Raw genomic sequence first — 14476 nt, 5'->3', positions numbered from 1 at the left:
GCAACGAGATCGAGATCCGAATGGACAAACTGATTATTACCGGCGGTATCCGCCTCGATGGCGAAATCCGTATCTCCGGTGCGAAGAACTCCGCCCTGCCGATCCTGGCTGCCACCCTGCTGGCCGACACCCCGGTCACCGTGTGCAACCTGCCGCACCTGCACGACATCACCACCATGATCGAGCTGTTCGGCCGCATGGGCGTGCAGCCGATCATCGACGAGAAGCTCAGCGTCGAAGTCGACGCCAGCAGCATCAAGACCCTGGTCGCGCCGTACGAGCTGGTGAAGACCATGCGCGCCTCGATCCTGGTGCTCGGCCCGATGGTTGCCCGTTTCGGTGAAGCCGAAGTCGCGCTGCCCGGCGGTTGCGCCATCGGTTCGCGTCCGGTCGACCTGCACATCCGCGGTCTGGAAGCCATGGGCGCGAAGATCGACGTCGAAGGCGGCTACATCAAGGCCAAGGCGCCGGAAGGCGGCCTGCGTGGCGCGCACTTCTTCTTCGATATCGTCAGCGTGACCGGTACCGAGAACATCATGATGGCCGCGGCCCTGGCCAAGGGCCGTACCGTGCTGGAAAACGCCGCGCGTGAGCCGGAAGTGGTCGACCTGGCCAACTTCATCAACGCCATGGGCGGCAAGGTCAGCGGTGCCGGCACCGACACCATCGTCATCGACGGCGTCGAGCGCCTCGGTGGCGGTCGCTACAGCGTGATGCCCGACCGTATCGAAACCGGCACCTACCTGGTGGCTGCAGCGGCTACCGGTGGCCGCGTCAAGCTCAAGGACACCGATCCGACCATCCTTGAGGCCGTACTGGCCAAGCTGCAGGAAGCTGGCGCCGAGATCACCACCGGCAAGGACTGGATCGAGCTTGACATGAAGGGCAAGCGTCCGAAGGCCGTCAACGTGCGCACCGCGCCGTACCCGGCCTTCCCGACCGACATGCAGGCCCAGTTCATCTCCCTCAACGCCATCGCCGAGGGCACCGGTACCGTCATCGAGACCGTGTTCGAGAACCGCTTCATGCACGTCTACGAGATGAACCGCATGGGCGCGCAGATCCTGGTCGAAGGCAACACCGCCATCGTCACCGGCGTGCCGGCGCTCAAGGGCGCTCCGGTCATGGCTACCGACCTGCGCGCCTCTGCCAGCCTGGTGATCGCTGCGCTGGTCGCCGAGGGCGAAACCCTGATCGACCGCATCTACCACATCGACCGTGGTTACGAGTGCATCGAGGAAAAACTGCAGTTGCTCGGCGCCAAGATCCGCCGCGTGCCGGGCTAGTAAGGGCATTTCATGCTGACCATCGCGCTGTCCAAGGGCCGCATCCTCGACGACACCCTGCCGCTGCTCGCCGCGGCAGGCATCGAGCCGACCGAGAATCCGGAAAAGAGCCGCAAGCTGATCATCCCGACCACTCAGGATGACGTGCAGCTGCTGATCGTGCGCGCCACCGACGTGCCGACCTATGTCGAGCATGGCGCCGCCGACCTCGGCGTGGCCGGCAAGGACGTGCTGATGGAGTACGGCGGCCAGGGCCTGTACGAGCCGCTTGACCTGCAGATCGCCAACTGCAAGCTGATGACCGCCGGCAAGGTCGGCGCGCCGGAGCCGAAAGGTCGCCTGCGCGTGGCCACCAAGTTCGTCAACGTGGCCAAGCGTTACTACGCCGAGCAGGGCCGTCAGGTCGACGTGATCAAGCTGTACGGCTCCATGGAGCTGGCCCCGCTAGTCGGCCTGGCCGACAAGATCATCGACGTGGTCGACACCGGAAACACCCTGCGTGCCAACGGTCTGGAGCCCCAGGAGCTGATTGCCCACATCAGCTCGCGACTGATCGTCAACAAGGCCTCGATGAAGATGCAGCATGGCCGCATCCAGGCGCTGATCGAGACCCTGCGTGGCGCCGTCGAGGCGCGACACCAAAGCTGATACCACTCCGACGCGACCATCGGTCGCGTCCGCCTATCCGTGTCATAGCCAGAATTCTCAGGTGCCCGCACGGAGCGGCTGGTACTCTACGGGCGCCTGAGCAATAGCCAATCAAGAGGCCCGCTATGACCGCTCCTACCGCCATCCGCCGACTCAATGCCGCTGACCAGGACTTCGCGCGACACCTGGATCATCTGCTGAGCTGGGAAAGCGTGTCGGATGACGCGGTCAACCAGCGTGTGCTCGACATCATCAAGGCCGTGCGCGAGCGCGGCGATGCCGCCCTGGTCGAGTTCACCGAGAAGTTCGACGGCTTGCAGGTCGCCGCCATGGCCGACCTGATCCTGCCGCGCGAGCGCCTGGAGCTGGCCCTGACCCGCATCAGCGCCGAGCAGCGTGCTGCCCTGGAGAAGGCCGCCGAGCGCGTGCGCCTGTACCACGAGCGGCAGAAACAGGACTCCTGGACCTACACCGAGGCCGACGGCACGGTGCTGGGGCAGAAGGTCACCCCGCTGGACCGCGCCGGCCTGTACGTGCCGGGCGGCAAGGCGTCCTACCCATCCTCGGTGCTGATGAACGCCATCCCGGCCAAGGTCGCCGGCGTGCCGGAAGTGGTCATGGTGGTGCCGACCCCGCGTGGCGAGATCAACGAGATCGTCCTGGCCGCCGCCTGCATTGCTGGCGTCGACCGGGTGTTCACCATCGGTGGCGCCCAGGCCGTGGCTGCGCTGGCCTACGGCACCGAGAGCGTGCCGCCGGTGGACAAGATCGTCGGGCCGGGCAACATCTATGTGGCCACTGCCAAGCGTCACGTGTTCGGCAAGGTCGGCATCGACATGATCGCCGGCCCGTCGGAGATTCTGGTGGTCTGCGACGGCCAGACCGACCCGGACTGGATCGCCATGGACCTGTTCTCCCAGGCCGAACACGACGAGGACGCCCAGGCCATCCTGGTCAGCCCGGACGCCGCCTTCCTCGATCGCGTGGCCGCGAGCATCGCCAGGCTGCTGCCGACCCTGGAGCGCGAGACCATCGCCCGCACCTCCATGGAGGGTCGCGGCGCGCTGATCCAGGTCGCCGACATGGCTCAGGCCATCGAAGTGGCCAACCGCATCGCGCCGGAGCACCTGGAACTGTCGGTGGAGAACCCCGAGCAGTACCTGCCGCAGATTCGCCATGCCGGCGCCATCTTCATGGGCCGTTATACCGCGGAGGCCCTGGGCGACTACTGCGCCGGGCCCAACCACGTGCTGCCGACTTCCGGGACCGCGCGCTTCTCCTCGCCGCTGGGCGTGTACGACTTCCAGAAGCGCTCGTCGATCATCCATTGCTCGGCCGAAGGTGCCTCCGAGCTGGGCAAGGTCGCCTCCGTGCTGGCCCGTGGAGAGTCGCTGACTGCCCACGCGCGCAGCGCCGAGTACCGCATCAAGAACTGAATCGCGCAGGCGCGCCGTGCGCGCCTCACTGAACATCGAATCGAGGAGAGAAGGGCAGATGAGCAAATTCTGGAGCCCCTTCGTCAAGGACCTGGTGCCCTACGTGCCGGGTGAGCAGCCGAAATTGGCCAAGCTGGTCAAGCTCAACACCAACGAGAACCCCTACGGCCCGTCGCCCAGGGCGGTCGCGGCCATGCAGGCCGAGCTGGGCGACAACCTGCGCCTGTACCCGGACCCGAACAGCGACCGCCTCAAGCAGGCTGTGGCCGACTACTACGGTGTGAGCACCGCCCAGGTGTTCGTCGGCAATGGCTCCGACGAGGTGCTGGCGCATGCCTTCCACGGCCTGTTCCAGCACGGCAAGCCGCTGCTGTTCCCCGACGTGACCTACAGTTTCTACCCGGTCTATTGCGGCCTGTACGGCATTCCCTATGAGGCGCTGGCCCTGGACGAGCAGTTCCAGATCCGCACCGAGGACTATGCGCGACCCAATGGCGGGATCATCTTCCCCAACCCCAATGCACCGACCGGTTGCCTGCTGCCGCTGGAGGCCGTCGAGCGCCTGCTGCAGGGTAGCCCGGACAGCGTGGTGGTGGTGGACGAGGCCTATATCGACTTCGGTGGCGAGACGGCGATCAAGCTGGTCGACCGCTACCCGAACCTGCTGGTGACCCAGACCCTATCCAAGTCGCGCTCGCTGGCCGGCCTGCGGGTCGGCATCGCGGTCGGCCACCCGGACCTGATCGAGGCGCTGGAGCGGATCAAGAACAGCTTCAACTCCTACCCGCTGGATCGCATGGCGATCGTCGGTGCGGCGGCGGCCTTCGAGGACGAGGACTACTTCCGCGAGACTTGCCAGCGGGTGATCGACAGTCGCGAGCAGGTGGTGGCCGCGCTCTCCGGCCTGGGCTTCGAGGTGCTGCCATCGGCGGCCAACTTCGTCTTCGCTCGCCATCCGCAGAAGGACGCCGGCGAGCTGGCCGCGGCGCTGCGCGAGCACGGCGTGATCGTGCGCCACTTCAAGCAGCAGCGCATCGCCCAGTTCCTGCGCATCACCATCGGCAACCCGGAGCAGAACCTGGCGTTGCTGGATGCCTTGGAACACGTCCTCTAACCAGAGACCGCAACGAAAAAGGCGCCCCGCGGGGCGCCTTTTTTCATGGGGCTTTCTATGGTTGTTGCGGCTGCTGCACCTCGGCCGGCGGCCGCACGCCGATCTCGGCGGTCAGCTCCAGTGCTTCGCCGCCACGCAGCACAGTGATCGCCACCTTCTCGCCGGGTTGCGTGCGCGCCACCTGGTTCATCGAGCGGCGGCCGTCCACCGCGGCCTCGTCGCCGATCTTCAGGATCAGGTCGCCCGGTTGCAGACCGGCCTTCTGTGCCGGGCCACCGCGGTAGATCCCGGCGACCAGGATTCCGGCGCGGCCCTGCAGGCCGAAGGACTCGGCCAGCTCCGGGGTCAGCGGTTGCACCTCGATGCCCAGCCAGCCGCGGATCACCTGGCCCTGCTCGATGATGGCCTTCATTACCTCGCGGGCCAGCTTGACCGGGATGGCGAAGCCGATGCCCTGGGAACCGCCGGACTTGGAGAAGATCGCCGTGTTGATGCCGATCAGGTTGCCGTGTGCATCGACCAGGGCGCCGCCGGAGTTGCCCGGGTTGATCGCCGCATCGGTCTGGATGAAGTCTTCGTAGGTGTTGAGGCCCAGCTGGTTGCGTCCGGTGGCGCTGATGATGCCCATGGTCACGGTCTGGCCGACGCCGAAGGGGTTGCCGATGGCCAGGGTGACGTCGCCGATCTGGATCTGGTCGGAGCGGCCGAGGGTCATGGGTGGCAGGTTCTGCAGATCGATCTTGAGTACCGCCAGGTCGGTTTCCGGGTCACTGCCGATCAGTCGGGCCAGGGTTTCGCGACCGTCCTTGAGAGCTACCACTATCTGGTCGGCGCCACTGACCACATGGTTGTTGGTCAGCAGATAGCCTTCGGCGCTCATGATCACCGCCGATCCCAGGCTCGACTCCATGCGCCGCTGCTTGGGCAGGTTGTCGCCGAAGAAACGGCGGAACACCGGATCGTCCAGCAGTGGATGAGTGGACGACTTGTTGACCATCTTGGTGGTGTACAGGTTGGCTACCGCCGGCGCTGCACGGCTCACCGCGTCGGCATAGGACACCGGGCCTTCCTGGGCGATTCCGTAGCGCGGCGCCTGCTGCAGATGCACCTCGTTGCTGGGCAGGCCGACCCATTGCGGGTAGCGCTGGATCAGCAGCAGAGCCAGCAACAGACCGACCAGCAGGGGCCAGCCAAGGAAGCGCAGGGCCTTGAGCATCTGAGTGAAATCCTGAGGGTTGCGAGAGCCTGGAGCGGCCCTTAAGGTGGCGGCATTATAGAGGCGCCGCAGCCGGGAAGGGCAGCGTCCGCGACAGTTTGATGAGGAAATTCCATGGCCATCGCCCTGACCACCCTGGTCGAGGAAGCCGACCGCTTTCTCGGCGCCGCGCGCATCAGCGACTACTGCCCCAACGGCCTGCAGGTCGAGGGCCGGCCACAGGTACGGCGCATCGTCAGCGGCGTGACCGCCAGCCAGGTGCTGCTGGATGCTGCCGTGGAGGCCGAGGCCGACGTGGTGCTGGTCCATCATGGCTACTTCTGGAAGGGCGAGGACGCCTGCATCACCGGCATGAAGCGCCGCCGCCTGCAGACCCTGCTGGGCCATGACATCAGCCTGCTGGCCTACCACCTGCCGCTGGATGTGCATGCCGAGGTGGGCAACAACGTGCAGCTGGCGCGCCAGCTCGATATCACCATCGAAGGTCCGCTCGATCCGGATAATCCGAAGATTGTCGGCCTGCTCGGCTCCCTGGCCGAGCCGCTGAGCGCCCGTGACTTCGCCCGCCGCGTGCAGGAAGTGCTGGGGCGCGAGCCGCTGCTGGTAGAGGGCGCGGGCATGGTACGCAAGGTCGGCTGGTGCACCGGTGGCGGCCAGGGCTACATCGACAACGCCATCGCCGCCGGCGTCGACCTGTACCTGACCGGCGAGGCTTCGGAACAGACGTTCCACAGCGCTCGCGAGAATGGCATCGGCTTCATCGCCGCCGGCCATCACGCCACCGAACGCTATGGCGTGCAGGCCTTGGGCGACTATCTGGCGCGGCGTTTTGCCGTCGAACACCTGTTCATCGATTGCCCCAATCCGGTCTGAAAACCGGGCATATACCTAGATCGTTTCGATCTAACAGGCTGCCTGAATAGAATAGGGCGCTGTGCTAGAGTGCGCGCTCGTCCACGGCCCGCCGGCCGTCCATCCCTGATTCCGTGATAAGCCATGCTCGACAAACTGACGCACCTGAAACAGCTCGAGGCGGAAAGTATCCACATCATTCGTGAAGTGGCCGCCGAATTCGACAACCCGGTGATGCTGTATTCCATCGGTAAAGATTCCGCCGTGATGCTGCATCTGGCGCGCAAGGCGTTCTTCCCCGGTAAGCTGCCGTTCCCGGTCATGCACGTGGACACTCGCTGGAAGTTCCAGGAGATGTATCGCTTCCGCGAGAAGATGGTCAAAGAGTACGGGCTGGACCTGATCACCCACATCAATCCGGATGGTGTGGCGCAGGACATGAACCCCTTCACCTACGGCAGTGCCAAGCACACCGACGTGATGAAGACCGAGGGGCTCAAGCAGGCGCTGGACAAGTACGGTTTCGACGCCGCTTTCGGTGGCGCGCGCCGTGACGAAGAAAAGTCCCGTGCCAAGGAGCGCGTGTATTCCTTCCGCGACAGCAAGCATCGCTGGGACCCGAAGAACCAGCGTCCCGAGCTGTGGAACGTTTACAACGGCAAGGTCAAGAAGGGCGAGTCGATCCGCGTCTTCCCGCTGTCCAACTGGACCGAGCTGGACATCTGGCAATACATCTATCTGGAGCAGATCCCGATCGTGCCGCTGTACTTCGCTGCCGAGCGCGAAGTGATCGAGAAGAATGGCACGCTGATCATGATCGACGACGAGCGCATCCTCGAACACCTTTCGGACGAAGAGAAAGCCCGTATCCAGAAGAAGATGGTGCGTTTCCGCACCCTCGGCTGCTACCCGCTGACCGGTGCGGTGGAGTCTACGGCGACCACGCTGACCGACATCATCCAGGAAATGCTTCTGACCCGTACTTCCGAGCGTCAGGGCCGTGTGATCGACCACGATCAGGCTGGCTCGATGGAAGAAAAGAAACGTCAGGGCTACTTCTAAGGATTCCGTACCATGAGCCACCAATCCGATCTGATCAGCCAGGACATCGTTGCGTACCTGGCCCAGCACGAACGCAAAGAACTGCTGCGCTTCCTCACCTGCGGCAACGTCGACGATGGCAAGAGCACCCTGATCGGGCGCCTGCTGCACGACACCAAGATGATCTACGAAGACCATCTAGAAGCCATCACCAAGGATTCCAAGAAGGTCGGCACCACCGGCGATGATGTCGACCTGGCGCTGCTGGTTGACGGCCTGCAGGCCGAGCGCGAGCAGGGCATCACCATCGACGTGGCGTACCGCTATTTCAGCACCGCCAAGCGCAAGTTCATCATCGCCGACACCCCCGGCCATGAGCAGTACACGCGCAACATGGCCACCGGGGCCTCCACCTGCGACCTGGCGATCATCCTGATCGACGCGCGCTACGGTGTGCAGACCCAGACCAAGCGCCACAGCTTTATCGCCTCGCTGCTGGGCATCAAGCACATCGTCGTGGCCATCAACAAGATGGACCTCAAGGGCTTCGATCAGGGCGTGTTCGAGCAAATCAAGGCCGACTACCTGAAGTTCGCCGAGGGCATCTCGCTCAAGCCAACTTCGCTGCACTTCGTGCCGATGTCGGCGCTGAAGGGCGACAACGTGGTGAACAAGAGCGAGCAGTCGCCCTGGTACACCGGCCAGTCGCTGATGGAAATCCTCGAGACCGTGGAAGTTGCCGGCGATCGCAACTTCGACGACCTGCGTTTCCCGGTGCAGTACGTCAATCGCCCGAACCTGAACTTCCGCGGTTTCGCCGGCACCCTGGCCAGCGGCATCGTGCGCAAGGGCGACGAAGTCATCGCCCTGCCGTCGGGCAAGGGCAGCAAGGTCAAGTCCATCGTCACCTTCGAAGGCGAGCTGGAGCAGGCCGGTCCGGGCCAGGCGATCACCCTGACCCTGGAAGACGAGATCGACGTGTCCCGCGGCGACATGCTGGTGCATGCCGATAACCGCCCGCAGGTGGTCGACAGCTTCGACGCCATGCTGGTGTGGATGGCCGAAGAGCCGATGCTGCCGGGCAAGAAATACGACATCAAGCGTGCCACCAGCTACGTGCCGGGCTCGATCGCCAGCATCGCCCACCGCGTCGATGTGAACACCCTGGAAGAGGGCGCGGCGAGCAGCCTGCAGCTCAACGAGATCGGCAAGGTCAAGGTCGCCCTGGATGCGCCGATCGCCCTCGACGGCTACGCGCACAACCGCACCACTGGCGCCTTCATCGTCATCGACCGCCTGACCAACGGCACCGTCGGTGCCGGCATGATCATCGCCGATGCTGTCGGCGCGGGTGGCGGCACTCACCACGGTGAACTGGCCCACGTGTCGACCGAAGAGCGCGCCGTGCGCTTCGGCCAGCAGCCGGCCACCGTGCTGTTCAGCGGCCTGTCCGGCGCCGGCAAGAGCACCCTGGCCTATGCCGTCGAGCGCAAGCTGTTCGACATGGGTCGTGCCGTGTATGTGCTGGATGGCCAGAACCTGCGTCATGACCTGAACAAGGGTTTGCCGCAGGACCGCGCCGGGCGTACCGAGAACTGGCGCCGTGCTGCTCACGTGGCGCGCCAGTTCAACGAAGCCGGCCTGTTGACCCTGGCCGCGTTCGTCGCCCCGGATGCCGAGGGCCGCGAGCAGGCCAAGGCGCTGATCGGCAATGACCGTCTGATCACCGTCTACGTCCAGGCTTCGCCGCAGGCCTGTGCCGAGCGTGATCCGCAGGGCCTGTACGCCGCCGGCGGCGATAACATTCCGGGCGAGTCCTTCGCCTACGACGTGCCGCTGAATGCCGATCTGGTGATCGACACCCAGTCGGTATCGGTGGAAGAGGGCGTCAAGCAGGTGCTCGACCTGTTGCGTGCTCGCGGCGCGATCTGATCGCGACGTCGGTAAGAAAAGCCCTGCCTAGTGCGGGGCTTTTTGTTTTAACGGCTCCGTAGGGTGCGCTGTGCGCACCAAGACAGGCCACGGCGGGTGCGCATGGTGCACCCTACGGATAATTGGCGGGCTTAACCTGCCCCGCGGACGCATAAAAAAGCCCCGCATTGGCGGGGCCTTTGGGTTGGGCCGGCTTCAGCGCTTGAGGCCGAAAGTCTCGTCCAGAGTGCCGGGGCTGTCCGGCTCCTTCGGCGCGTAGTCCTTGGGTGCCTCGTTGCTCTTCGGCGGGGTCAGGCGCTCGCGCGGGGCCTTGCCGTCGTCGGTGTTGAGGGCGGCCAGCAGGCGCTGACGGGTCAGCTCGTCGGCGGCCAGGCGGTTGGCGCCGTGGGACAGGTGCTCCTGCACGTCCTGGTAGCTCTGGGTGAGCTTCTTCACCAGGCTGGCGGTGGTGTTGAAATGGGTCACCACTTCGCTCTGGTAGCTGTCGAAGCGCTGCTGCATTTCGTCCAGCTGGCGCTGGGTGCGGCTGGGTGCGGCGTTGGGCAGCAGGCGTGCCGCCAGGAAGCCGATGGCGACGCCAACCAGCAGGGCGATGGCGGGCAGCAGCCAGGGGGTGAGCGATTGTTCCACGAGTCCTTCCTCTGAAAGCGGCTTTGTTTTACGGTAGCGGCTCTCGCCGGCGCTGTATACCGCGGCAAAGCCCTGTTGTGCGATGTGCCTAACCAAGACGTGTCGACCCTGTCCGGGGTCACGGAGTTCCTGCTGTTGATCCGCGAAACCCCTCTGCTGCTCGACGGTCCCTGCGGCCAGCTCGAAGCCCTGTTCTGTGAAGTGCCGGACGCCCGCGGCGTTGCCCTGATCTGCCACCCCAACCCGGTGCAGGGCGGCACCATGCTCAACAAGGTGGTCTCCACCCTGCAGCGCGCGGTGCGCGACATGGGCTATCACACCTTGCGCTTCAACTACCGCGGCGTCGGTGCCAGTGCCGGCAACCACGACATGGGCAGCGGCGAGGTGGATGACGCCGAGGCAGTCGCCCACTGGTTGCGTGGCCAATACCCCGAACTGCCGTTGACCCTGCTCGGCTTCTCCTTCGGTGGCTTCGTCGCCGGCGCTGTGGCCGGGCGTCTGGAAGACCAGGGTGTGGCGACCGAGAAACTGTTCATGGTCGCGCCCGCCGTGCATCGCCTGCAGGCGCCCGAGCACCTGCCGCAAGGCGGCGAGCTGGTGGTAATACAGCCGGAGCAGGACGAGGTGGTGGAGCCCGCGGCGGTCTACGCCTGGTCGGCAGCGCTTCCCCGTGCCCATGAGCTGCTGAAGGTGGCAGAATGCGGCCACTTTTTTCACGGCAAGTTGCCTGAGCTGAAAGACCTGGTTCAGCCGCGTATCCAATAAGCGAAACCACTATGACCACCCGTATCCTCACCGGCATCACCACCACCGGCACCCCGCACCTGGGCAACTACGCCGGCGCCATCCGCCCGGCCATCGTCGCCAGCCGCGCCGCCGACGCCGACTCCTTCTACTTCCTCGCCGACTACCACGCGCTGATCAAGTGCGACGAGCCGGCGCGTATCCAGCGTTCGCGCCTGGAGATCGCCGCCACCTGGCTGGCTCTTGGGCTGGACGTGAACAAGGCGACCTTCTATCGCCAGTCCGACATTCCCGAGATTCCCGAGCTGTGCTGGCTGCTCACCTGCGTCGCGGGCAAGGGCCTGCTCAACCGCGCCCACGCCTACAAGGCCTCGGTGGACAAGAACGTCGAGCAGGGTGAAGACCCGGATGCCGGTATCACCATGGGGCTGTTCAGCTACCCGGTGCTGATGGCGGCGGACATCCTGATGTTCAACGCGCACAAGGTGCCGGTCGGCCGCGACCAGATCCAGCACGTGGAGATGGCCCGTGATATCGGCCAGCGCTTCAACCACCTGTTCGGTCAGGGCAAGGAGCTGTTCACCCTGCCCGAGGCGGTGATCGAGGAGGAAGTGGCGACCCTGCCCGGCCTCGACGGTCGCAAGATGAGCAAGAGCTACGACAACACCATCCCGCTGTTTGGCACTGCCAAGCAGCTGAAGGAGGCGATCGCGCGCATCGTCACCGACTCCAGGCTGCCGGGCGAACCCAAGGATGCCGACGGCTCGCACCTGTTCACCCTGTACCAGGCCTTTGCCACCCCCGCCCAGCAGGCCGAGTTCCGCGCCGAGCTGGAAGGCGGCCTGGCCTGGGGCGAGGCGAAGAACCGCCTGTTCCAGCTGCTCGACGCCGAGCTGGGCGAGGCCCGCGAGCGCTACAACGCGCTGATCACCAAGCCGGCCGACCTGGAAGACATTCTCCTGGCGGGTGCCGCCAAGGCGCGCAAGATCGCCACCCCGTTCCTCGGCGAGCTGCGCGAGGCGGTGGGCCTGCGCTCGTTCCGCGAGCAGGTGCAGACCCTCGGTGGCGAGAAGAAGAAAGCGGCCAAGAGCGCGCGCTTCGTCAGTTTCCGTGACGAGGACGGTAGCTTCCGCTTCCGCCTGCTGGACGCCGCCGGCGAGCAGCTGCTGCTGTCAAAGTCCTTCGCCGACGGCAAGGCTGCCGGCCAGGCCAGCAGGCGCCTGCAGTCCGGCGAGGCGCTGGATGTGCGCGCCGAGGGCCAGGCCTTCTCCGTGTGGCTGGATGGCGAGTCGGTCGGCAATAGTCCGGCCTTTGCTGACGCCGCCGCCGTGGATGTCGCCATCGCCCGCCTGCGCGAGGCTCTCGCCCCGCAGGAGTGAGACACGGCGTGATTGCCAAGCAACGGGGCCGTCGCTAAAGTGACCGCCCCGTTTTTGTTACCGAAGTTCCCAGCATGACTCCTCTTGAGCGTTATCAGGCCGATCTGAAGCGGCCGGACTTCTTCCACGACGCCGCGCAGGAAAACGCCGTGCGCCACCTGCAGCGTCTGTACGACGATCTGGTGGCCGACTCCCAGGCTTCCTCCGGGCTGTTCGGCAAGCTGTTCGGCAAGAAACGCCAGGAGCCGGTCAAGGGCATCTACTTCTGGGGTGGCGTCGGCCGCGGCAAGACCTACCTGGTCGATACCTTCTTCGATGCGCTGCCGTTCGAGCAGAAGATGCGCACCCACTTCCACCGCTTCATGAAGCGTGTGCACGAGGAAATGCGCACCCTCAAGGGTGAGAAGAACCCGCTGACCATCATCGGCAAGCGCTTCGCCGACGAGGCGCGGGTGATCTGCTTCGACGAGTTCTTCGTCAGCGATATCACCGACGCCATGATCCTCGCCACCCTGCTGGAGGAGCTGTTCAAGAACGGCGTGAGCCTGGTGGCCACCTCCAACATCGTGCCGGACGGCCTGTACAAGGACGGCCTGCAGCGCGCGCGCTTCCTGCCGGCCATAGCCCTGGTCAAGCAGTACACCGAGGTGGTCAACGTCGACAGCGGCGTGGACTATCGCCTGCGTGCCCTTGAGCAGGCCGAGCTGTTCCACTGGCCGCTGGATGCCGAGGCCGAGATCAGCCTGGAGAAGAGCTTCAATAGCCTGCTGCCCGAGCACTGCAAGGTGGAAGAGAACAAGGCGCTGATGATCGAGAATCGTCCGATCATGGCGCGCAAGGAAGGCGACGACGTGGCCTGGTTCGAGTTCCGCGAGCTGTGCGACGGCCCGCGCAGCCAGAACGACTACATCGAGCTGGGCAAGATCTTCCACGCGGTGATCCTGGCCAACGTCGAGCAGATGGGCGTGGCCAAGGACGACATGGCGCGGCGCTTCATCAACCTGGTGGACGAGTTCTACGACCGCAACGTCAAGCTGATCATCTCCGCCGAGGTGGAGTTGAAGGACCTGTATACCGGCGGCCGCCTGAGCTTCGAGTTCCAGCGCACCCTCAGCCGCCTGCTGGAGATGCAGTCCCACGAGTTCCTGTCGCGGCCGCACAAGCCGTAACGGCGACACGCTTCAGCGAGAAGGGCTGCCCATGGGTGGCCCTTCTGCGTTTCTGCGGCCTGCGTAAGGCGGCCTGCGCTCAGGCGCTGTCCTTGTGCTGGAACTGCCGGCGGTACTGATTGGGTGACAGCTCGGCATGCTGGCGGAACAGGCGGGCGAAGAAGCTGGCGTCGTCGTAGCCCACTTCGTAGCTGATGGTCTTGATGCTCTTGCGAGTGGCGCTGAGCAGGCCCTTGGCCGTTTCGATGCGCAGGCGCTGCAGGTAGTGCAGGGGTTTGTCGCCGGTCGCCGCCTGGAAGCGCCGCATGAAGTTGCGAATGCTCATGCCGTGCTGGCGCGCCACGTCCTCGATGCGGAATTTCTCGGCGAAGTGCTCTTCCAGCCACTGCTGTACCTGCAGGATGGCCACGTCCTGGTGCAGCTTCTGTCCGCCGAAGCCGATGCGCCCCGGGCTGTAGCTGCGCTGGGTCTCGTAGAGGATGTCGCGCGATACGCCCTGGGCGATGCCGGCGCCGCAGTAGCGCTCGATCAGGTAGATGTAGAGGTCGCAGGCCGAGGTGACGCCGCCGGCGCAGTACAGGTTGTCGGCGTCCGACAGGTGCTTGTCCTGGTTCAGCAATACCTTGGGGAAGCGCTCGGCGAACTCGCGGAAGAAACGCCAGTAGGTGGTCGCCTCCTTGCCGTCGAGTAGGCCGGCCTGGGCCATCCAGAACACGCCGGTGGCCTCGCCGCAGATGGCGCTGCCGGCGGCGTGCCGTTCGCGCAGCCAGGGGAGGACCTCGGGGCAGCGCTGGCAGAGGGCGTCGAAGTCGCCCCAGAACGCCGGCAGGATCACCACCTCGGCCTCGCCCAGGCTGCCATCCACCGGGATCACCGCCTCGCTGAAGCTGGTCACGGCCTGGCCGTCCGGGCTGACCACGCGGATCTGGAACGCCGAGGTGGGGCCCAGGCCCTGCTGCTTGCCGTGGCGCAGTCCGGCCATGTGGAAGAAGTCCCGGGCCTGCATCAGGGTGGCCGCGAAGACGCCGT

Annotated in this window: 13 protein-coding genes; 10 read left to right on the top strand and 3 right to left on the bottom strand. The window is 65.2% G+C overall.

Annotation, left to right across the window (positions count from 1 at the left end):
- Positions 1-20 precede the first annotated feature (20 nt).
- From murA to hisC, 4 genes are all read left to right on the top strand, one after another.
- A complete protein-coding gene (gene murA, locus FFS62_RS21660) occupies positions 21-1286 on the top strand; it encodes a UDP-N-acetylglucosamine 1-carboxyvinyltransferase (protein ID WP_137974936.1) in 1266 nt (421 codons plus the stop codon).
- A 12-nt stretch (positions 1287-1298) separates the two neighbouring features.
- Positions 1299-1934 carry an ATP phosphoribosyltransferase gene (gene hisG, locus FFS62_RS21655; RefSeq protein ID WP_043309132.1) on the top strand — a complete coding sequence of 212 codons (636 nt, stop codon included), beginning with the start codon at positions 1299-1301 and terminating at the stop codon, positions 1932-1934.
- Positions 1935-2059: 125 nt separating this feature from the next.
- Entirely contained in the window at positions 2060-3370 is a 1311-nt protein-coding gene (hisD, locus tag FFS62_RS21650; RefSeq protein WP_137974935.1) for a histidinol dehydrogenase, read from the top strand.
- Positions 3371-3428: 58 nt separating this feature from the next.
- A complete protein-coding gene (hisC, locus tag FFS62_RS21645; RefSeq protein ID WP_137974934.1) occupies positions 3429-4484 on the top strand; it encodes a histidinol-phosphate transaminase in 1056 nt (351 codons plus the stop codon).
- Between the two features lie 55 nt (positions 4485-4539).
- Here hisC and algW read toward each other — a convergent pair whose 3' ends face one another.
- Positions 4540-5700, bottom strand: a complete 1161-nt coding sequence (algW, locus tag FFS62_RS21640) for a Do family serine endopeptidase AlgW (RefSeq protein ID WP_137974933.1) — start codon at positions 5698-5700, stop codon at positions 4540-4542.
- A 114-nt stretch (positions 5701-5814) separates the two neighbouring features.
- On the opposite strand from algW, the gene FFS62_RS21635 reads away from it, so the two are divergent.
- The 3 genes from FFS62_RS21635 to cysN all read left to right on the top strand — a co-directional run bounded on the left by FFS62_RS21635 (position 5815) and on the right by cysN (position 9525).
- Positions 5815-6573, top strand: coding sequence for a Nif3-like dinuclear metal center hexameric protein (locus FFS62_RS21635; protein ID WP_137974932.1), 759 nt, complete (start codon positions 5815-5817; stop codon positions 6571-6573).
- A 123-nt stretch (positions 6574-6696) separates the two neighbouring features.
- Complete coding sequence (gene cysD, locus FFS62_RS21630) at positions 6697-7614, top strand: sulfate adenylyltransferase subunit CysD (RefSeq protein WP_137974931.1); 918 nt, start codon at positions 6697-6699, stop codon at positions 7612-7614.
- A 12-nt stretch (positions 7615-7626) separates the two neighbouring features.
- Complete coding sequence (gene cysN / locus FFS62_RS21625) at positions 7627-9525, top strand: sulfate adenylyltransferase subunit CysN (RefSeq protein WP_137974930.1); 1899 nt, start codon at positions 7627-7629, stop codon at positions 9523-9525.
- A 195-nt stretch (positions 9526-9720) separates the two neighbouring features.
- Here cysN and FFS62_RS21620 read toward each other — a convergent pair whose 3' ends face one another.
- A complete protein-coding gene (locus FFS62_RS21620; RefSeq protein WP_137974929.1) occupies positions 9721-10155 on the bottom strand; it encodes a YhcB family protein in 435 nt (144 codons plus the stop codon).
- A 132-nt stretch (positions 10156-10287) separates the two neighbouring features.
- Here FFS62_RS21620 and FFS62_RS21615 point away from each other — a divergent pair, with 132 nt between their 5' ends.
- From FFS62_RS21615 to zapE, 3 genes are all read left to right on the top strand, one after another.
- Positions 10288-10920, top strand: coding sequence for an alpha/beta hydrolase (locus tag FFS62_RS21615; RefSeq protein WP_171016390.1), 633 nt, complete (start codon positions 10288-10290; stop codon positions 10918-10920).
- 11 nt (positions 10921-10931) lie between these two features.
- Complete coding sequence (locus tag FFS62_RS21610) at positions 10932-12278, top strand: tryptophan--tRNA ligase (protein ID WP_137974928.1); 1347 nt, start codon at positions 10932-10934, stop codon at positions 12276-12278.
- A gap of 74 nt (positions 12279-12352) precedes the next feature.
- Positions 12353-13447, top strand: coding sequence for a cell division protein ZapE (gene zapE / locus FFS62_RS21605; protein ID WP_137974927.1), 1095 nt, complete (start codon positions 12353-12355; stop codon positions 13445-13447).
- A 79-nt stretch (positions 13448-13526) separates the two neighbouring features.
- Here the strand turns inward: zapE and FFS62_RS21600 are convergent, their stop codons facing one another.
- Positions 13527-14429: a GlxA family transcriptional regulator gene (locus FFS62_RS21600; RefSeq protein ID WP_171016389.1), complete on the bottom strand. Its 903-nt coding sequence runs from the start codon at positions 14427-14429 to the stop codon at positions 13527-13529.
- Positions 14430-14476: the final 47 nt, after the last annotated feature.

It is taken from the genome of Pseudomonas sp. F(2018), assembly GCF_005508865.1.
Taxonomy (GTDB): Bacteria; Pseudomonadota; Gammaproteobacteria; order Pseudomonadales; family Pseudomonadaceae; genus Aquipseudomonas.
This window is presented reverse-complemented; position numbering and strand designations above follow the sequence as displayed.